This window comes from Streptomyces spirodelae (assembly GCF_017676385.1).
Lineage (GTDB): Bacteria > Actinomycetota > Actinomycetes > Streptomycetales > Streptomycetaceae > Streptomyces > Streptomyces spirodelae.
The window spans coordinates 76,175-94,623 of the sequence record NZ_JAFFZN010000028.1 but is presented as its reverse complement, the minus strand read 5'-3'; the positions used below and the strand labels follow the sequence as shown (position 1 = coordinate 94,623).

The following is an 18,449-nucleotide window of genomic DNA, read 5'->3' as shown; positions in this document are numbered from 1 at the left end:
CGTCCTGCGGGTCGTGGGCGTCAGGGGGCGGGGATGAACGGTCTTGAACCGGGAGCTGTCAAGCCCGGAGACGAAGCGGGCGCTGTCAGGCCGGGGGACGAAGCGGGAGCAGCCCGGCTGGAGACTCACCGGGCCGAGCTGACCGGCTACTGCTACCGGATGCTGGGATCGGTCTTCGAAGCGGAAGACGCCGTTCAGGAGACCATGGTCCGAGCTTGGCGCGGTCTCGACCGGTTCGAGGAACGGTCGTCGCTCCGGTCGTGGGTCTACCGCATCGCCACCAACGTCTGCCTCGACGCACTCGCCGCAGGCAAGCGCCGGGCACGTCCGATGGACCTCTCCGGCCCGACCAGCGGCGCCACTTCGCCAGGTGCCGCACTGGACGCCGACGTGTGGATCGAACCGTGTCCCACTGCTCCGACCCGTACGGCTGACAACCCCGCCGAAGCGGCCGAGGCCGCAGAATCGGTGCGCCTGGCGTTCGTCGCCGCGCTGCAGCACCTACCGGCCAAGCAGCGCGCGACTCTCCTGCTACGGGAGGTCATGGGCTTCTCGGCACGCGAGGTCGCGGACCTGCACGGATGCACGGTCGCCTCCGTCAACAGCGCCCTCCAGCGCGCCCGTGCCACCCTGGCCGCCCGGCGCGAAGCGGCCACCGACGACACGGCGGTACGGGTGCCCAGCAGCGTCCAGAAGGCCCTGGCCAGGCGGTATGCCGCGGCTTTCGCCAGTTTCGACATGGTGGAGCTGAGCATGCTGCTCCACGTGGACGCCACGATGTCCCTGCCCCCTTACGCCGTGTGGATGCGAGGAGTCTCCGACATCCGGGCGTGGCTGACCGGGCCTGCCGTCGGCTGCCGGGGGTCACGGCTGATTCCCACCCAGGCGAACGGCTCGCCCGCGTTCGGCCAGTACCGGCCCAGCGCGCACGGCTCGGGGTTCGAGCCCTGGGGGCTGCAGGTCATCGACATCTCCGGGGACCACATCACGGACATCAGTGTCTTCCGCGACACGGATCGCCTGTTCCCACTGTTCGACCTGCCCGCTCGCATCGACGCGTAGAAGAACCCGCTCCCGGCGCAGCGCAGCCGAACACCGAAGTGTGACGGAGCACACCTTCACCCTCCGATGACTTGGGCCGCGCCCGCCGGTCATACGAGAGACAACACCGCCGCGCAGCCGCCATGTGCGTGTGGCGGAGCGCCGACGCTCCGGGAACATCGAGCACAGACAGACGGGAAACTGCCGAGATGACCGATACCGTCAAGGGTCCTGCCAGCTACTTTCCTTCCATCGAGAAGAAGTACGGCCGCCCGGTAGCGGAGTGGAAGGACCTCATCCGCTCCTCGCCCCTGACCAAGCACATGGAGCTCGTGAGCTGGCTCAAAGCCGAGCACGGGCTCGGCCACGGCCACGCCAACGCTCTCGTCGCGCACACGCTGGCGGAGTCTCGCGGCAAATGAGCTGCCCGCCATGGCGTGACGGACGGGACGCGGTGGGACGCGGTGGCGAGAGGCGCCGCTGACCTGCCGGGGCCGTCTCAGCTCTTGGCCAGCACTCGGTGTGCGGCGGCCATCCACGCGCGCTGTGCCCGCCGCAGCTTTGTGAAGGCGGGGGAGTGCTTCTTGACCGCCGCGCGCTGGATGCGGTTCTCCGCCGCGTTCCAGACGGGCACGAGGTCGGTGCTCTTCTTGCAGCGTACGTCCGTACCGGCCTGCCGGATCTCCGCCTTCGAGACTCTGGAGCCTTTCAGCCAGCGCTCGTCCGTGAGAGCCTGCATCGGGTCGGCGTAGTGGTAGCCGGCCCGCTTCATGCAGACACTCCAGGCGCGGAAGACGCGCACCACCGACCGGTCCTTCATGGACTGCTCGTAGGTCGCACCGATGGTGTCGTCCAGCAGGTCGAAATCCGCGTCGGGGACGTCTTCGAGCAGCCTCTCCTCGGCCTCCTTCAGACAGCCGCCGGTGGTCTTGCCCGGCCGCCCCTCCGGACCGTAGGCGGCCTTCTTCTCCGCCTCGTCGAGCGCCTTCCGGCGCTTCGCCTCGGCCGCCGCCCGTCGCGCGACGGTAGGCCGGTCGGCGGGCAGGTGATAGCCGTACACCCGGGCGATCCCTGGCTCCACGACCCCGTAGCGGCGTCGATTGCGCGGTTCGGCGTCCCGCGCCGCGGCCCTCGGCAGCAGCTTCCAGGACAGGCCCTGGCGCCGCATGCACACCCGGGTCAGGACATCCTCGGCGGCATCGATGACTTCCAGCTCTGCGGGTGAGGGGTCGTAGTCGTCCAACGGCACACTGATCGACACGGCCTCCTTGCCGGGGGGTGGCACGGAGGCGGCCGGCCCGCCCGCAACGGCGGGCTTCGAGCTCTCCGCGGGGTCCGCCTCAGTGGCGCACCCGCTGACCAGGACACACAGCAGCACCAGCGCGGTGACTGCCCTGGGAAACAGCGGCACAGTTGACCTCCACCGGGAAGGGGACGCGGTGCGGGTGACACCCCGGGCCGCGCCCTCCTCCGTGCTCACGTCCGTGCTCACGTTCCGACGAGCTCAGGAATGAACGCTCCTTGAGCGCGAGCTCCTAGAACTGGAACTTCACGGAACTGGCCTTGTTGTCGAAGTTGTTGTTGGTGAAGTCCTTGTCCTCGCTCTGCTTCCTGGCGACGTAGCGGGTGCCGCCGTAGTTCTTGTACTGGTACAGCGTCACCTTGTAGCCCGTGTTGTTCGACATGGAGCTCGCCTTGTTGTCGAACCTGTAGTCCGAGGACCCCAGATTGGGGACGTGCTCGAGGAAGATGCGGGCGCTGCTGCCGCGATAGTCGTCGTGTTGGAACAGGCAGAACGTCCAGTTCGTGCAGTGCAGCCGCTGGAGTTCCACGTCGGACTGTTGAGCCTGTGCGGTGGAACCCGAACCCAGTACGGCCACGGCACCCAGGGACAGCGCGCCGAGCAGTCCGCCGATCCTAAGCTTCACGTTGGAATCCTTCTTCTGTTTGCAGGAGAGACACGTATGACGCAACAGCGGTCAACACGCCGCCAGTTGTGGCGCAACTGCTCGTCACGAGAGCGAAGTAAAGCACCTTGTGCGGGTGGGTGTACACGTTTTCGATCGTTCGCCTTCGCAGACTCGGGCCGATCACCCCGGGCGACTGGAATCAATCAACGCACGCTGTTTGGAAGGAGGTTGGTGACGGCTGCCCTCTTCCTCCGAGCCGGGACGTCCTTTCGGGTGTGCCCTCCGGCTCCGGGCTGGGCTGGTCGCGGCTGCGGAAGGGGGCCTGGCCGGGGGCCTTGTTCCTGGCAGGGCACAACCGTCGGCTACGGCTACCGGCCCCTGCACGCCGGCCTGGGAAGCCCCAGGCCGTGACGCAAGAGCGCCACCCCGAAGTAGTGGAGGCGCCGGGAGGCGGGGTGCGGGCGGTGCCAGGCCGCCGTACCCCGCCTCCCGGATGGGTGTCAGGCGGCGTGGGGGCCGGGGGCGGCGCTGCCTTCGTACTGGTTGAGGTTGGAGACGAGTTCGGTGAGGCCGGGGTCGGCGTCGTAGCGGCGCTGGTGGAGGTCGGCGATCTTCCTGCCGGTCTCGGGGTCAGGGTCGTCCGTGAGGTCGAAGGAGACGAACTTGTCGACCAGCGGCAGCCCGATCTCGTCGGTACGGCGGTGGGCGGGGTGGATGAGGTACTCCCAGTAGCCGTCAAGGTCGGCTATCTCGAACGTGGCACCCCACTCGTACTCGCCGCCGTGGTCGCGGCCGACGAGGAAGGAGCGTACGGAGGGGATGACTTCGCCCTGGTTGCGCAGGCTGTCGAGGGCGTCGTCGAGCTGGGCCGGGGTCGTGCCCGGCTTGATGGTGAAGCGGATGCAGTGGTGAATCATCAGGAGGCTCCCTTTCCGGAGTTCATTTCTGTGAGGGACGTGGTCGGAGTGTGGTGGGACCTGCGGCGGACACGCGGGGCTTGGCGGACCAGACCGGCCGTGAGGCCGGCCAGGGTCGCCCCGGCCGCCATTGCCGCCCCTGTCCACGTGAACGCGGCCGCGAGGCCGGTTGCTTGGACAAGGGGCTGGAGGGCGAGGGGTGAGAAGAACTGCCCGAGGAAGATGCCCGTGACGAGCCCGCTGAGGACTCGCCCACGCAGCCCGTCGGGGGCGAGTTCGCTCAGGAGCAGGTTGAGGTTGGGCACGACGAGCCCGACCCCCGTACCGCCGACGAGCATCCCGGCCAGGACTTGGACGACCGTGCCGGCCGCCCCGACCAGCAGCCAGCCGGTGCCGAGCAGCGCGACGCCGATGGCGGTGATCGCGGTGGTGGCCAGCCGCCGTCGCAGGTACGGGAAGGCCAGTGCGCCGAACGTTCCGGACACCGTGCTTCCGGCGATCACCGCCCCGGCGACGCCGGGACCGCTGCCGAAGTCCTGGAGCAGGAACGGCAGCTGGGTGGGTCCCATGTAGAACGCGAGCGTCGCGACGAGCGCCAGTAGGTACACGCCGACGATGCGACCCGTCCCGCTGCGCTGCGGGGTCCGTCCCCGCAGCGGGGCCTCCCCCGCCGCAGGACCCGTGCCGCCCCTGCCCCGCGGCCCCTCCCGCAGAGCGACGAACGCCAGGACGGCGACGGCACCCGATACGGCGTAAAGCCAGAACGGCGCACGCCAGTCGACCCCGGCCAACACCCCGCCCAGCGGCAGGAATACGACTCCGCCCAGGCTCGCGAACGCCTGCTGCAGCCCGAGGAAAGAGGCCCGTCGCGCCCCCTCGAACCAGTCGGTGATGGTCGCGCTGATTGCCGTCATGATCCCACCCACCGCGACGCCGAGCAGCACCCTGGTGGCGAGCAGTACGTACAGGTTGGTGGCGAAGAAGCCCGCCGTGCCGCTTACGGCGTACAGCACGAGACCGGACACCAGCAGCGAGCGTCGTCCGACACGGTCGGCGATCAGCCCGGACACCGGCGCGCTGACGGCGATGGCGAGCGAGGTGATGGTCACCACGAAGCGGACGAGGAGTCCCGCGCCGGACGCTTCGGCGAACTCTTCGCTCATCGCGGGCAGTCCGGGCGCGATGATCGCCGCGGCCATGAGGGTCAGCGTGGCCGAGGCCAGTACGGCGGCGCGGGCCGCACGCGTTGGTGGTGCCTGCCGCGCCGGGGCGGGCCGTGCCGTGGCGAGCGTCATGGCCACACTCCTTTCGCGAGAACGACCCGCCGGTGGTCAGTCCCAGAGCGTGACCATGACGACCAGCGCGAGCAGCAGCGCGGCCAACGTGGCCTTCCAGGCGAGCTGTTCCGCGCCCGACGCGGGTTCGGGTGTGGCGGTGGATGACATATCGGTTCCCTTCGGTCTTCGATCATAGTGTGGTTAACCACTCACTCTCGTGGCAAAAAAATGAGCCGCGGAGATCGCGGCACGCTGCTCAGCGCCACAGCACGAACAGCGCTGCGTCCAGAACGGCCAGCGGAACGAGTGCCGCCCAGCGGGCCGCGACGGTGCGGTGCATGAGATCACCCCCTCCCTGTGGCGATCGGCTCCGGCCTCAGTAGTGCCGAAGTCCGTCGGACAGCATCCGGGCCCACGGAGCATCCACTTCGTGGGTGTCGAGGGCGACCACGAGATGGCACAGCATGCCCACGGCGAAGAACTGCTGGACGTCGGCCTCGGATGCGCCGGAAACCCCCCGTACGTACTCGACCAGACGCGCGTAACCGCTGCGCACCACCTCACGGACGGCCGGCTCGGCGGCTGCCGCGCACTGCGCGTGGAGCTGGAGCAGCAGCAGGTCGCGGTCCGAGATGAGTTCGGCGTACGCGTTTCCCATCGCGTCCAGGACCTCCTGCGCGGAACCCGCCTTCGCCGCCGCGGCCCCGTCGCCCAGACTCTCGCGGACCCGTGCGAAGCAGTGCTCCACCACCGCTACGAACAGCGCCTCCTTGTCGGGGAAGAGCCGGTAGACGTACGCCTGTGAGATGCCGGCCCGCTTCGCCACGTCCGTGGTCGTGGTGCCGAAGTAGCCCCGGTCCGCGAAGGCGCTGACCGCGGTCTGGAGGACTGTCCTCCGCCGTTCGTCGGCGGTCGAAAGCTGTCGCTGTGAGGTGGGTTTCGGCATGTGAGTAATAAACCACTCACTACTGGGGCTGTCAAGCGCACCTTCGAGTGCTGCGTCGGAGTGGAGCAAGGCGAGTGGGCCGGTGAGCCGGCGGTGACTCCGCCGCGTCGGCGAAGAAGGGAGGCTCCGAACCGTCTCCGCCGGGTTCGTGCGCCTTGGCACGCTCGCTCGCTGCGGTGTTGCCCGTCGGTGTCGTGCGGCCATGGCGGCTTCTCATGGGAGTGCGGCGATCACCTCCACCTCGAGTAGGTATGCCGGTGCGAAGAGTGAAGCCACGCCCACCAGCGTGCTTGCAGGTGATTCCGAGACACCGGCCCGCAGCGGTCCGAAGATCGCGGGTAGCAGCTCCGGGGAGTAGTCGACGACGTAGACGGTCTCCTTGATGATGTCGTTCCGGGTGGCGCCGACCGCGGCGAGTGAGGCGTCGAGGTTGCGGGCGATCTGTGCCGCCTGGGCCTCGTGGTCGCCGGCCCCCACGGGCCGTCCTTCCGCATCCCAGGCGACCTGCCCGGAGAGATACGCGAGTCCGGTTCCGCCAACGGTGACGATCTGGGTGATCTGGTCGGACGGGTTGTGCACGGACGGTGGATTGACGCGGTTCACGGGCATGATTCCGCCTTTCAGGAGGCCGTACCCGCCCAGGCGGTCAGCGCCCGGACGCGTTCGTCGATGCGCGCGCCGCCGTCGGGGGTACGCGTGGCCCACGCGACGTGACCGTCGGGGCGTACGAGAACCTCGGTCACCCCGTCGAGATCGGGATGCTCGTCGTGCTTGTCGACGGTGACGCCTCTGACCCGCGAGCCCCAGCCCGCATCCACGGGTTCCTCAAGGACGGGGTCCCCGGACAGACCGAGCAGAACGAAGCGCCCCGGGTGGAGCAGTTCGTACACCCGCGTCGCCTCCGAGCCGGTGGCGGTCAGCCCGACGTCGGGCATACGCCGCCCCACCAGCGGATCGGCGCCGGGAGTCACCGGCGGGTAGACCGTGCCGAGCGCGGAGACCTGATCGGCGAGCCGGCGGTTGACCTCGGCCATGCCCAGCAGTTCGTCGAGGAGCTTACGCAGAGCGGCGGCCGGGCGCTGGTACTGCCCGACCATCGTGAGCTCCGCCAGCAGAGTCTGGACCTCTGTGTTCTCGGTGACCGACTGGCCGACCGGCCGGCGCTCCTCGTCGTAGCTGTCCAGCAGCCCTTGCGGGGCCCAGCCGTTGACCACGGCGGCCAGCTTCCAGCCCAGGTTCATGGCGTCCTGGAGCCCGGTGTTGAGCCCCTGGCCCGCTGCGGGGAAGTGGATGTGGGCGGCGTCGCCCGCCAGCAGGACGCGCCGTGAACGGTAGCTCTCCGCGAGCCGGGTGGCATTGCCGAAGCGCGACAGCCAGCGGGGCTCGGCGACCCCGCAGTCGGACCCGCAGATGCGGGCGAGCGACGTACGGAACTCCTCCAGGGTCACCGGCTCGCGGGCCGGCACCCGCATCCGCTCCGGATCCAGATAGACGAACCGGGTGCGTCCCCCTTCCAGTGGCGCGACGATCACGCCATGGGCCCGTGCCGCATCGAGGGCGCCCGGCCGCGGGTCGACGACCGCGAAGTCCCCGAGCACCCCGGTGAGGGTCTCGTCGGTACCAGGGAAGTCGATCCCCGCGTCCTGGCGCACCACACTGCGCCCACCGTCGCACCCGACCGCGTATCGGGCGCGCATGGTCGTGGTGCCGTCGCCGGGACCGAGCACCTCCACCTCGACCCCGTCGCCGTCCTGGCTCACGGCCAGAGTCTCGTGTCCCCGCATGATCCGCACACCCAGCTCGTGTGCCCGCTTCTCGAGGATCGCCTCGGTGCGGGCCTGAGCCAGGAAGAGTGTGTAGCCGTGCCGCGAGTCGAGACCGCTGAAGTCCAGCTGCGTGCGCAGTCCTGCGAAGTGCCAGCCCGGCACGGTCCGGCCGAGAGGGAGGAACCGGTCGAGCAGCCCGCGCTGGTCCATCAGTTCCACGCTGCGCGGGTGCAGGCTCAGCGCCCGCGAATCGCGCTGCGGTTCGGTGCGGCGCTCCAGGACCCGGGTCCGTACGCCCCCAAGTGCCAGCTCACAGGCGAGCATCAGCCCGGTTGGGCCCGCCCCCACGACGATCACATCGGTGTCCATCGGATGGGTTCTCCTCTGCTTAGTGAACAGTGTTCAATAATTACTATACTGAGACCCATGAGCTCTCCGTCAAGCCCGTCCAGAGGCCGTCCCGCGCGACTGGACAAGGCCCGCACCATCAGGACCGCACTCGACTTGCTGAACGAGTCCGGTCTCGACGCGCTGACCATGCGCCGGCTCGCCGACGCGGTGGGCGCCCAGGCGGGTGCGCTGTACCGTTACTTCGCGACCAAGCAGGACCTCCTCACCGCGATGGCCGAGCGCATGGTCGAAGGTGTCGGGGCCGCCGCCGGGCCGATGGAGGACGGCGACTGGAGCGAGGGAGTGGCACGCCTGGCCCGCGCGCTGCGTACGGCCCTGCTCGCCCATCGCGACGGCGCACGCGTCTTCGCCGGTACACACTCGACCGGCCCGAACACCCTGGGCTTCGCCGACAGCCTCGTCGGCGTACTGCGAGAGGCAGGCTTCAGCGACAGCGAAGCGGCGCGGGCGCTCTATGCGGTCGCCAACTTCACCGTCGGCCACACGCTGGAGGAACAGGCCGCCCTCCGACCGGAGAAAGAAGGGTCCGCCGATGCGGGGGATCTGCACGAGGCGGTGGTGGCGGGGGACTATCCACACCTCGCCGCCACCCTGCCGGTGCTCACCAGTACGGACTTCACGGCGCACTTCGAGTTCGGACTGCGGCTGCTGCTGGACGGACTGCGTGCTGTGCGGCGGTGAGCCCGTAAGTGGTCACACCGCGAGCCCGAACTGGGCAGGCGTCGATCGACGACGCGCTCCGGCCTGTCCGCCACCTCCCTGACGAGCTACGCGGGCCGACTGGCCGACGTCGGCAAGGAGGACGAGGAGGCGGTCGCCGGCGCCGAGGAGGCCGTGAATCGGGTCAGGTGACTGTGTGTTGGAGGCCGACCCGGTTGCTCACAGGCCCTGCTGGCCAACGCGCCAGCGTGTCAGGGAGCAGTCCTCGCGCGCGTGGACCGGGGCAGCGCGGTGGCGCCCCTTCGTGAGGCCATCACGCTCTACGAGCCGCTGGTCCTCGTCGACGACGGGCACCAGACCGCGCCGCGCGGTTGTTTCGGGCCGTGGTGAGCGCCGCCTTGAGTGCCAAGCGCTCCTGACAAGGAGCTCCTCTTACTGAGCAGGCAGGAGACCGTCGGGTTGAAGGCCACGGGCCTGAACACTGCCGGGCCGGGGCTGGACGCGGAAGGTGCGGCGGTAGGAGTCCGGCGGGACGCCCACCGTGCGGGCGAAGTGGCGGCGCAGGGTGGTGGCGGTGCCCATGCCGGTGGCCGTTGCGATGGCATCGATGGTGTCGTCGGTGGTCTCCAGTAGTTCCTGCGCGTGGCGGATGCGCTGGGTGTGCAGCCACTGGAGCGGGGTGGTGCCGGTCAGCTGCTTGAAGTGGCGGCCCAGGTGGCGTGAGCTCATCCGTGCCTGGCCGGCCAGGTCCTCGACGGTGAGCGGCTCGTCCAGCCGCTCCAGTATCCAGGGGAAGAGGTCGGCAAGGGGATGGGTACCCGGCTCGGGGACGGGGGTGGCGATGAACTGGGCCTGGCCGCCGTCCCGGTGGGGCGGTACGACCAGCCGCCGGGCGATCTTGTTGGCGACCGAGGCGCCGTGGTCGAGGCGGACCAGGTGCAGGCACAGGTCCATGGCGGCGGCCTTGCCGGCGGAGGTGAGCACGCTGCCGTTGTCGACGTACAGGACGTCCGGGTCGACGGTGACCTTCGGCCGGCGCCGGGCCAGCTCCGCCGTGTGCGCCCAGTGTGTGGTGGCGCGCTTGCCGTCCAGCAGTCCGGCGGCGGCAAGGATGAAGGCGCCCGTGCACAGGGAGGCCACGCGCGCGCCGGCCTCGTGGGCCGTGCGTACCGCGTCGACGAGGTCGGCCGGCGGGTCGCAGTCGGTGTCGGCCCAGCCCGGGACGATCACGGTGTCGGCGCGTGCGAGATGGTCGAGCCCGTGGTCGGGCTGCACCCGGAAGCGGTCGACTCGTACGGCGCTCGGCCCGCAGAGCCAGAAGTCGTACCAGGGATCCACGATGTGCGTCACGTCGGCGCCGAAGACTTCGCAGGCCAGGGACAGCTCAAGGTGCAGCATGCCATCGGTGATGGCCAGCGCGACGGTAGCCATGTCCGAAAGTGTACGGGTCATGTCGCTACGGACACTCGTGTGGGGGTGCTGCTCCGGGTCAGGATCTCGGGGAACAGCGCGGCAGGTCAACAGGGACCGACCGCAGATCCTCACGGACAGACGAGTGCAAGGAAGCGGGCGCATGGGATCGGGTCAGACAGTGGCGGTGTTCGGCGCCTACGGACACACCGGGCGGTTCGTCGTGGCAGAGCTGGTGGAGCACGGGTTCGCCCCTGCGCTGGTCGGCCGCGACGCCGACAAGCTCAAGGCATTGGCCCACCAGACCGGGCTGGAGGCCCGGGTGGTGTCGGTCGACGACCCGGACTCGCTCGACCGTGCACTGGCCGGCGCCGCCGCCGTGATCAACTGTGCCGGGCCGTTCGCCTCGACGACCGCCCCGGTGATCGAGGCGGCCCTGCGGGCCGCGATCCCGTACCTGGACGTGGCAGCCGAGCTCGAGGCCAATATCGACACCTTCGCCGACTTCGCCGACCGGGCACGGGAGGCGGGCGCGGTGATCGTCCCGGCGATGGCCTTCTTCGGCGGTCTGGGCGACCTGCTGGCCACCGCGGCCATGGGCGAGTGGACCCAGGCCGACGAGGCACACATCGCCTACGGTCTGAGCAGCTGGCACCCCACCGCCGGGACCCGGCTGTCGGGCGCGGTCTCGCGGGAGCGGCGCGGCGAGCAGCGCATGCGCTTCGCGAACGGGCAGTGGGAGTACCGCACCGACGCCCCGCCGACCCTTACGTGGCGCTTTCCCGAGCCCATGGGCCCCCAGCCCGTGATCGGGGAGTTTACGATGGCCGACGTGGTGACAGTGCCCAGCCACCTGTCCATCCCGGACGTGACCACTTACATGACCGTCCAGGCCGTCCGTGACGTCGCGGCCCCGGACACACCGGCTCCCGCCGCGGCCGACGAGAGCGGACGCTCCGACCAGACGTTCCTCATCGACGCGGTCGTACGGTCGGGCGGCGCCGAACGCCGCGCGGTGGCCCGCGGTCAGGACATCTACGCCGTCACGGCCCCCCTCGTCGTGGAGGCCCTCCACCGTGTGCTCACCGGCCGCACTCGTACGGTCGGCGTCGCCGCCGCAGGCGAGATCTTCGACGCCACCGACTTCCTCCGCGCGTTGTCCCCGCACATCACCCTGGAACTGCTCCCGTAGCATCCCGGGTCGCTCCTACTGCGGTTGGCCAAGTGTCGGCCGCGGTCACAGCGGGGGCCTCGACGTGGAGTCGCGCCCGTGTTGTGCCTTCTGCCCTGTGAAGTAGGTAAAGCCACCTGTTCGGTTGAGCGCAAGACGAAGGGAGGAGAATCCACGGTCTCGCCCCTGGTCATGACTTACGCCGCACCGCCCCCCCCGGAGTCGAAACCCGTATGGGAACGGTTCACGGCCTGCTGCCTGCAGCCTGCTGGAAAGCGTCTCCAATCGGCCGCGAAACGGAATCCGGACCGTGCCGCGGGCGCCCTGGTAGCCCTTGCCGGCCCAGCAGGGATGCGGGCCTGGTCGAGCGCGTCGATGACGCCGTGTCTCGGGCTGCGCGAACGTTGTGGATGGGCGCTGGCTATGCGGGTGAGGCCCGCAGCAGCCGGCCGAACGGATCGGCGAGAGACCTGCACGTTCACGCCGTGCTGCTTGTGCTTGCCGCGCATCTTCGGCCGACCGGACCACGCCTCGGACGAACTCACGTGGCAGCAACTGGCCATGGCACTCGCCGTGAAGGCCACCCTCCTTCGCTGGCGAGCTCGTGGATGGTTGGAGGTGAGGCGTCGGGTGTTTTGAGCCGTGGTCGTGGTCGTGTGGTGGGAAACGTGCGTCGGGCGTGAATCCGGATCACGTCACGCTCTCACTGGCGGGACTGTCCTTGACCGGGGCCGGGGGCTCCGGTGAGGGCGAGTGTCGCGTCGAGAAGCGCGGAGGTCAGGGCGGGGAGTCGGTCGGGGGATTCGGACAGCAGGAACAGCCAGGCGAAAACGGGGCCGACAAGTAGGGCGTTGAGGGCGACTGGGTCGGGGCGAATGGTGAGTTCGCCGCGTGCGGTCGCACGGTCCAGGATCTCCGTGAGGGTCCGTCGCTGGATTTCCAGGTATTTCTCGTCGAACCGGTCACGCAGTGCGGGGTCGGCGTGGATATCGGCCAGCAGGCCGGGGACCGTCCCCTGCGGCGGAGAGGCCATGCTGTCCGCGATCTCGGCCAGCACGGCGGCCAGGTCGGCGCGGAGCGATCCGCAGTCGGGCGCCGCTGCCAGGAACTGGCCGGGAACAAGTACGTCGAAGATCATTTCCTGTTTGGTGGCGTGGCGCCGGTAGATCGCCGCCTTGCCCACCCCGGCCCGCGAGGCCACCTCGGCCACCGTGAGTCGCGCGTACCCCACCTCGGTCAGCAGCTCTCGAACGGCGGAGCCGATGGCGTCGTCGACGCGGCTGTCCCGGGGGCGGCCCCCTTGGTTGCGAACTTGCCTTCGAGCAGACATGAGCGCATCATACGAGACTGTAAGTACCGAAACCGCTAGTTCCATAACTGGTCCGTGATCTCGCGCGCCCTCCGCTCAAGGCGGGTCCCGATGCCGGGCGCCGACCCCGCCATCGACGCGGTCGATGGCGGGGTCGCTACCTGAAGCAGGAACCCGGAGACGCCGCGGGCAGAGGAGACGAAGTCGCCCTCCCGGCTGATCCGGGTCATGGCCGAACAGCAAGGGTGTGGAGCGGGAGAGCTCCACATTCTCAACAGATGGGACGCTAGATGATCAAATGCGCCGGTTGGCTCCTTGTGTTCCTCGGAGCCGCGCACACGCTCCTCGCCCTGACGCTGGAGGGAGCGGGACGTCACGCCCGGGAATGGTTCAGCGGGGGGTTGTGGGGCGAGGACTTCTCCGATATGAGTCCGGCCGGCAGCGCACTGTGGCTGTCTCTGGAGAGTTTCGGCCCGCCGCTCGTCGTGGTCGGCCTGATCGTCCTGTGGCTGGACCGCCACGGCATCACACCACCGCCGTTCATCGCGTGGACGCTGGGTGTCTGGAGCGTGGCGGACGCCGCCATCCTCATCACCACGCCCTGGCCGCTCTTCCTGCTGGCGAGCATCCTGCTGCTGGCCGGAAGCCGCCGAGCCGCCTGCCGTGGCAACCCCGTACCGCGCGCCGGCTCGGCGCGGATGCCGTAGGAATCCACGTTGTGCCCAGGCCCTGCCCGTCCCCGGAGTGCTGTGCTTTGATCGAAACCACAGCCTGGTTCAAGTCGGTGGTGCTTCAGATGACGGGACGGCCCGCCGCTGACGATTCCTTGCGCGGCGCGCACGTACGCCGAAGGACTACAAAGCCGGAGCAGCGCCGACTCCGGGCCCGCTGAGCCGGCGGGGTCCTGCGGCGTGTGCGGTTGGTGCCGTCCTCCCGCGCCGGTGAAGCGGCGGCGTTCGGGTCCGAGTTGGTGCAGCCCACCGCAGGATCCGTTGTCACAGGGATGCCCCCGAAGCCGACAGTGGGCACAAGCAGGAGGCATCGACCGGGATGTCAGCCTCGGCTCGGGCCGGGTGCGCTGGTAGAGCACGGACCGGTCGTCGCGCCGGGAAGCGAGGATGGCGGCCTGAAGCGTTTTGGGGTGTGCGTTGAGGGTTGGTGCGGTGAGAGTGAGCTGTTCCGTGAGCTGGGCGGTGGACATGGGGAGCTCCAGAGTGGCGAGGATCGCTGCCTTGGTCTTGCCGACGACGGCGGCCAGGGGTGAGGACTTCATGGAATGTGACGGCTCCCTAGCGCCTCGGCGACGCGGGACGCCTGGGCGGCGACGCCGGGAATGCTCGAGGTGATGAATGAGCCGCCGCCCGTCAGGTCTCCGACCACGTGCAGGCGCGGGTCGGCGGGGATCAGGCCGCCTGACGGGTGAAGCGTGGCCAGGCAGTTGCCCAGCACGGACCGGACCAGGTCCCGGGCCGAGGCCGGGACCGCTTGCGGTGGCGGGTTCACGGCGTTGACGACGATCTCCGCGGTGAGCTCGCCTGGGCCGTGCCGCACCCGGTACCGCCCGTTCACCGGCTCGATCGTGTGTATGCCGGGAGTGACGGTGAGCTGGCCGGAATCCAGCAGCCGCATCAGGATCGACGCGTTCCTCGGGATCATGGGAGAGGCCACGCTGGCGGCCGTACGGAGGTGGCGTCGCAGCCACGAGCGGTCGGATTCGGGCAACAGCCGCCAGGCGTACGGGCCGACGCTGTGCACGGTCTGCTGCAGCACACGGCGTCCGATCCGGGGGTCGTCGATGGCGGCGATCTGCCGCCGGAGCCGCTGGACCGGGTTGTCGGTTCCGGCGGCCCGAAGCTCGGTGGTGAGCTCTTGGAAGTCCTCGCCCGCGTCCGCCAGTTCCGCACGCAAGAGCCCGATGAGATCGTCGAGCGTGACGTTCCCTCGTGTCTGGCGCAGCTCCAACACCCGTTCGGCGGTCACATGCCGCGGGCTCCGGCCGTCCTGACGCTGCCACACGTGCGGCAGTACGCCGCTGCGCGAGAGGAGCGAGATGCGTCCGGCATGTCCGCGCGCGGCGAGCGACACGACGACGTCCACGGCGGTGAGGCCGCTGCCTATGACCGCCACATCGGTCTCTGCCGGAACGTTGTCGAGTGTGCCGGCCAGCGGGTAGGGGTCGGCCGTGAAGCCCGGGCCACCGGCGAGGCCGTACAGGTCCGGAGGGGCGCCTCCGCCCACACACAGCGCCAGGTGGGTGGCTCGGTGCTCTTGCGCGTCGTCCGTGCGCACCACGATCCCGGCTCCGGAACGGGCGACCTCGCTCACGCGGGCGGACACGACGCGCACCGGCCAGCCCTGTTCGGCCAGTGCCGCTACGGCCTTCTCCGCGGTGTGCTCCAGATATTCGCCGTACAGCGCGCGCGGGACCAGCGGCTGCCCCAGGCGCTCGTCGATGTGGTCGGTACCTCGTTCTCCCAGCCAGGCGGTGTAGTGGCTGAAGTCGCCGTGGCGGATCGACATGATGGCGGGTGGCGCGTTCACCAGGACCGAATCCAGGTCGGGGCCGTACGGTCGCCCGCGCCACAGCTGCGGCGACGGCTCGAAGACCGTGATCGTGCCGGTCCCGGCCGCGATGGCGACCTCGCCCTCCGTGGTGGCCAGCGCGTGCAGCAGGCCGACCGCCGCCGCACCCCCCTCCGACAATCGCGATGTCCATGTGCTGCCTCTCTGTTGGCCGTGTGCCACCAACCTGCGCCACCGTCGCCCAGCGGACCCATCCCGCGAGCAGGGGGGATCCGCTGGGGACACCCCCTCAAACGAGGGGTTGGTGCCAGGCGCGGGACCGAGCAGGATGAGCGGGGGAACCCAGCAGGGTGATCAGGGGAGGGGAAACACATGGCTGATCCATGCCGACCGGTGCTGTCGGCCGCCGAACGGGCTACCGACGCGTTCGAGCTGTTCAGCCTGGCTTCAGCCGGTGTGCGGAAGTCGGTGCCGTTCCACTCGGCCGTGTGGACGGCCGCCGATCCGGAAACCGGTCTGATCACAGCGCCGATGCTGGTGGAGAACCTCGGCGACGGGGAGGGGTGTGCCACCTACTGGGAGAGCGAGCTCCTGGGGGAGAACGTCCTGCCGTTCCGTGAGCTGGCCCGTGCGTCCCTGCCGGCGGCCGGGCTGCGTGCGGCCACCGGTGACCTGCCTGCCCGCAGCGCCCGCTTCCGGCGCCTCCTGTTCGGCCAGGGCGTGCACGACGAGCTGCGCGCCGTACTGCGGGTCGGCGACCGGCCGTGGGGGCTGGTGAGCCTGTTTCGCAACACCGAAGCGTTCCGTCCGGATGAGATCGAGCTGCTCGCGGACCTGTCCGGTCCGCTGGCCGCGCGGCTGCGCAACTTCACCCAGCCGTGCGAGTCCGCACCCGGTACCGACTCGCCTGCGCCCGGGCTGGTCCTCTTCGACGAGTCCGGCGAAGCCACGTCGGTCAATGCGGAGGCACGGCATCTCCTCGCGCTGCTGCCGAAGGGGCCGGCCTTCCCCTCACCACTGGGGCTGAAGCTGCCCGTCTGGGTGATCGGCACAGCCCTTCAGGCGCGGGCCATCGCCGACGGCCGCGACCACGGCAACGCCCGGGTGCGCATCCGGACCACTGAGGGCCGCTGGCTGGTCTGCCATGCATCCTGCCTCACAGGACCCGGCGGCAGGCCCGGCCCGGTGGCCCTCGTCATCGAGCCCGCGGCACCCGCCGACTTGGCGGTCCTCATCGCCGAGGCGTACGGCCTGACCTCGCGGGAGCTCCAGATCACGCAGCTCATCGCGCGCGGGATGACAACCGCTGAGATCGCCGCGATGCTCTTCATCTCCCCGCACACGGTCCGAGACCATCTCAAGGCCGTCTTCGCCAAGACCCGCGTCTCCAGCCGAGGCGAGCTGGTCGCCCTCCTGTTCACCGAGCACTACTGGCCCGCCCTTCCAGAACCGGTCCAAGCCCGACGCCAGTGCCCACGCATGTCCACCAGCAACCGGAGGAATGAGGGCCGCACTTTTCACGAGCCGCAGCAGTAGTGGGGGCGGTTTCGGCAGGCACCCGCCGCCCGACCGGGTCGACGGCCACGGTTCGGGAGGCGGGGTCCCACGGTCTGCCTCGGCGATGGCGCAGGCCGCGGATCCTGGAGGGGTGTCCACCGGTCGGTCGGGAGGCACCCGCCCTGTGAGGGGGCACCCGCCTTATGGGTGGTGCGGGGTCTACTGGAGTACCTGCTCGACGGTGTCGTTCCAGTAGGTGACGGTCGAGTTGTCGCTGAGGGCGAGGCCGGCTTCGCCGGGGGCGGCGACCTTGGCGGTGGCGCCGGTACCGTGCAGGCTGCGGTCGGCCAGCTGGACGGTGAGCTGCTTCTCGCGGTGCATGTTGCCCCCGTTGCCCTTCTCCAGGCTGAGCGCGGAGTAGGCGGACGTGCCCGGCTCCAGGGAGACCACGGACTGCGGCTTGCCGCCGCCGATCGGGATGGGGGACTGGGCGTCCGGGTAGCCCACGAACGGGTGTCCGTAAAGGTCGCAGCGGGTGCTGCCGTTGTTGGTGGCCTTGAGCAGGATGACCGGCGCGGAGCCCCCGGTCTCCTGGAGATCGACGGAGACCGTGCCGACGGTGCACACGGAACCGTTCGCTCCCGAAGCGTCACCCTGTGCAGGCTTACCCGAACCGCCGCTGCCCGCCTTGTTGCTCTGCGTACCCCCGCCGCCGTTGCTCTGCTCATCGCCGTCGCCTGTTGAGCCCGAGTCGGAACCGGTCGAGGCTGCGTCCTTCGCCCCCGTGCCCTTTGCTGCCCCGGCGGCTGACGAGGAGCTGGCGTCATCGTCCTTGCCGCCGTCGCCCTGGCAGGCCGTCAGCGAGAGCGCGGCGGCGGCAGCGACGGCGGCAAGGCCGGTGGAGCGGATGGTGCGGCCAATGGTCTTCACGAGATCCCCCCATGGATATCCGATACGGCCCCGCCGCCCGCTTCCGCAGGTTCCCCCGGCAGGGGCCATTGGTGGTTACGGACACTGTGATGGCGTCGGGCTGCGAGTTGTTCACGGAATTCAATGTGATCCACATCACTGCTCGGTAGTCCTGCATGGTTCGGTATGCCCGGAGGAAGGTCCGCACTCCCTCGGTGATGAGTGCCTGACGCGGCTGACCTCCGCGGCGTTCGCGGAGCCGAGCCTGTCCAGCGCGCCGCCGAAGGTAAGCGCGATGAACTGGTCCGCGGCGAGTCGGGGGTCGGGGGGCTCTCGTGCTGCCTGTCCGGGAATACCAGTCCACCCTCAGGGGCGTGGCGATACCGCACCGTTGACGACGGCGCGCAGCAGCGGCGTACTGCGCACAGCCTCGACCCGACGGTGGGACGGGGAAACGGGCACCGTTGACGGCTGGGAACGCGGGAGCGCGTGTGCTCCCAGAGGGCTCCCAGCCCGGGAGCACACGCACGTACGGAAGAAGCCGTCCCAGAAAGTACTGGAACGGCTTCCTGTCTGCGATCCCCGCAGTCGGGACGCGGAATTTGAACCCACGACCCCTTGATCCCCAGTCGCGCGTCGATTCGGTGCCGTGGCTCGCATGGAGATGTACTGGGCCGTACGGTGCTGTAACCGGTCGGCATA

At 69.7% G+C, this 18,449-nt stretch carries 17 protein-coding genes and 1 pseudogene; 6 read left to right on the top strand and 12 right to left on the bottom strand.

Annotated elements, in window-relative coordinates; all coding sequences use genetic code 11:
• The first annotated feature begins 33 nt into the window (after positions 1–33).
• Together JW592_RS26150 and JW592_RS26145 are read left to right on the top strand one after the other, a co-directional pair.
• A complete protein-coding gene (locus tag JW592_RS26150) occupies positions 34–1,062 on the top strand; it encodes a sigma-70 family RNA polymerase sigma factor (protein WP_209267692.1) in 1,029 nt (342 codons plus the stop codon).
• A 188-nt stretch (positions 1,063–1,250) separates the two neighbouring features.
• Positions 1,251–1,463, top strand: coding sequence for a DUF4287 domain-containing protein (locus JW592_RS26145; protein ID WP_209267691.1), 213 nt, complete (start codon positions 1,251–1,253; stop codon positions 1,461–1,463).
• A gap of 77 nt (positions 1,464–1,540) precedes the next feature.
• On the opposite strand, the gene JW592_RS26140 is transcribed toward JW592_RS26145, so the two are convergent.
• The 7 genes from JW592_RS26140 to JW592_RS26110 all read right to left on the bottom strand — a co-directional run bounded on the left by JW592_RS26140 (position 1,541) and on the right by JW592_RS26110 (position 8,226).
• Positions 1,541–2,302: a hypothetical protein gene (locus tag JW592_RS26140; RefSeq protein WP_209267690.1), complete on the bottom strand. Its 762-nt coding sequence runs from the start codon at positions 2,300–2,302 to the stop codon at positions 1,541–1,543.
• Between the two features lie 274 nt (positions 2,303–2,576).
• Positions 2,577–2,969, bottom strand: coding sequence for a peptidase inhibitor family I36 protein (locus JW592_RS26135; RefSeq protein WP_209267689.1), 393 nt, complete (start codon positions 2,967–2,969; stop codon positions 2,577–2,579).
• Between the two features lie 482 nt (positions 2,970–3,451).
• A complete protein-coding gene (locus JW592_RS26130) occupies positions 3,452–3,868 on the bottom strand; it encodes a Dabb family protein (RefSeq protein WP_209267688.1) in 417 nt (138 codons plus the stop codon).
• Positions 3,868–5,163, bottom strand: a complete 1,296-nt coding sequence (locus JW592_RS26125; RefSeq protein WP_209267687.1) for an MFS transporter — start codon at positions 5,161–5,163, stop codon at positions 3,868–3,870. The genes JW592_RS26130 and JW592_RS26125 overlap by 1 nt, the downstream gene beginning before the upstream one ends.
• A 358-nt stretch (positions 5,164–5,521) precedes the next feature.
• Positions 5,522–6,091 carry a TetR/AcrR family transcriptional regulator gene (locus JW592_RS26120; RefSeq protein ID WP_209267686.1) on the bottom strand — a complete coding sequence of 190 codons (570 nt, stop codon included), beginning with the start codon at positions 6,089–6,091 and terminating at the stop codon, positions 5,522–5,524.
• Positions 6,092–6,304: 213 nt separating this feature from the next.
• Complete coding sequence (locus JW592_RS26115; RefSeq protein ID WP_209267685.1) at positions 6,305–6,700, bottom strand: RidA family protein; 396 nt, start codon at positions 6,698–6,700, stop codon at positions 6,305–6,307.
• A gap of 11 nt (positions 6,701–6,711) precedes the next feature.
• Complete coding sequence (locus tag JW592_RS26110) at positions 6,712–8,226, bottom strand: monooxygenase (protein WP_209267684.1); 1,515 nt, start codon at positions 8,224–8,226, stop codon at positions 6,712–6,714.
• Between the two features lie 57 nt (positions 8,227–8,283).
• Here JW592_RS26110 and JW592_RS26105 point away from each other — a divergent pair, with 57 nt between their 5' ends.
• Positions 8,284–8,949, top strand: a complete 666-nt coding sequence (locus JW592_RS26105; RefSeq protein ID WP_209267683.1) for a TetR/AcrR family transcriptional regulator — start codon at positions 8,284–8,286, stop codon at positions 8,947–8,949.
• Positions 8,950–9,360: 411 nt separating this feature from the next.
• Here the strand turns inward: JW592_RS26105 and JW592_RS26100 are convergent, their stop codons facing one another.
• Positions 9,361–10,359: a GlxA family transcriptional regulator gene (locus JW592_RS26100; RefSeq protein ID WP_209267682.1), complete on the bottom strand. Its 999-nt coding sequence runs from the start codon at positions 10,357–10,359 to the stop codon at positions 9,361–9,363.
• 142 nt (positions 10,360–10,501) lie between these two features.
• On the opposite strand from JW592_RS26100, the gene JW592_RS26095 reads away from it, so the two are divergent.
• Complete coding sequence (locus JW592_RS26095; RefSeq protein WP_209267681.1) at positions 10,502–11,530, top strand: saccharopine dehydrogenase family protein; 1,029 nt, start codon at positions 10,502–10,504, stop codon at positions 11,528–11,530.
• 212 nt (positions 11,531–11,742) lie between these two features.
• Here JW592_RS26095 and JW592_RS26090 read toward each other — a convergent pair.
• A pseudogene (locus JW592_RS26090) lies at positions 11,743–12,027 on the bottom strand (transposase family protein); the annotation flags it as partial.
• Between the two features lie 185 nt (positions 12,028–12,212).
• Positions 12,213–12,839, bottom strand: coding sequence for a TetR/AcrR family transcriptional regulator (locus JW592_RS26085; RefSeq protein ID WP_209267680.1), 627 nt, complete (start codon positions 12,837–12,839; stop codon positions 12,213–12,215).
• Between the two features lie 269 nt (positions 12,840–13,108).
• Between JW592_RS26085 and JW592_RS26080 the strand changes: the two genes are divergently transcribed.
• Complete coding sequence (locus JW592_RS26080; protein WP_209267679.1) at positions 13,109–13,525, top strand: DUF6463 family protein; 417 nt, start codon at positions 13,109–13,111, stop codon at positions 13,523–13,525.
• A gap of 562 nt (positions 13,526–14,087) precedes the next feature.
• Here JW592_RS26080 and JW592_RS26075 read toward each other — a convergent pair.
• Positions 14,088–15,521, bottom strand: a complete 1,434-nt coding sequence (locus tag JW592_RS26075; protein ID WP_209267678.1) for an FAD/NAD(P)-binding protein — start codon at positions 15,519–15,521, stop codon at positions 14,088–14,090.
• 192 nt (positions 15,522–15,713) lie between these two features.
• Between JW592_RS26075 and JW592_RS26070 the strand changes: the two genes are divergently transcribed.
• The gene (locus JW592_RS26070; RefSeq protein ID WP_209267677.1) at positions 15,714–16,877 is read left to right on the top strand and encodes a LuxR C-terminal-related transcriptional regulator; all 1,164 of its coding nucleotides are present in this window, start codon (positions 15,714–15,716) and stop codon (positions 16,875–16,877) included.
• 180 nt (positions 16,878–17,057) lie between these two features.
• Here the strand turns inward: JW592_RS26070 and JW592_RS26065 are convergent, their stop codons facing one another.
• Complete coding sequence (locus JW592_RS26065) at positions 17,058–17,768, bottom strand: DUF4232 domain-containing protein (RefSeq protein WP_209267676.1); 711 nt, start codon at positions 17,766–17,768, stop codon at positions 17,058–17,060.
• Positions 17,769–18,449: the final 681 nt, after the last annotated feature.

Coding starts and splice junctions, on each gene's coding strand:
- JW592_RS26150 (WP_209267692.1), top strand. CDS start 34: ATGAACGGTCTTGAACCGGGAGCTGTCAAGCCCGGAGACGAAGCGGGC.
- JW592_RS26145 (WP_209267691.1), top strand. CDS start 1,251: ATGACCGATACCGTCAAGGGTCCTGCCAGCTACTTTCCTTCCATCGAG.
- JW592_RS26130 (WP_209267688.1), bottom strand. CDS start 3,868: ATGATTCACCACTGCATCCGCTTCACCATCAAGCCGGGCACGACCCCG.
- JW592_RS26125 (WP_209267687.1), bottom strand. CDS start 5,163: ATGACGCTCGCCACGGCACGGCCCGCCCCGGCGCGGCAGGCACCACCA.
- JW592_RS26120 (WP_209267686.1), bottom strand. CDS start 6,091: ATGCCGAAACCCACCTCACAGCGACAGCTTTCGACCGCCGACGAACGG.
- JW592_RS26115 (WP_209267685.1), bottom strand. CDS start 6,700: ATGCCCGTGAACCGCGTCAATCCACCGTCCGTGCACAACCCGTCCGAC.
- JW592_RS26110 (WP_209267684.1), bottom strand. CDS start 8,226: ATGGACACCGATGTGATCGTCGTGGGGGCGGGCCCAACCGGGCTGATG.
- JW592_RS26105 (WP_209267683.1), top strand. CDS start 8,284: ATGAGCTCTCCGTCAAGCCCGTCCAGAGGCCGTCCCGCGCGACTGGAC.
- JW592_RS26100 (WP_209267682.1), bottom strand. CDS start 10,359: ATGGCTACCGTCGCGCTGGCCATCACCGATGGCATGCTGCACCTTGAG.
- JW592_RS26095 (WP_209267681.1), top strand. CDS start 10,502: ATGGGATCGGGTCAGACAGTGGCGGTGTTCGGCGCCTACGGACACACC.
- JW592_RS26085 (WP_209267680.1), bottom strand. CDS start 12,839: ATGTCTGCTCGAAGGCAAGTTCGCAACCAAGGGGGCCGCCCCCGGGAC.
- JW592_RS26080 (WP_209267679.1), top strand. CDS start 13,109: ATGATCAAATGCGCCGGTTGGCTCCTTGTGTTCCTCGGAGCCGCGCAC.
- JW592_RS26070 (WP_209267677.1), top strand. CDS start 15,714: ATGGCTGATCCATGCCGACCGGTGCTGTCGGCCGCCGAACGGGCTACC.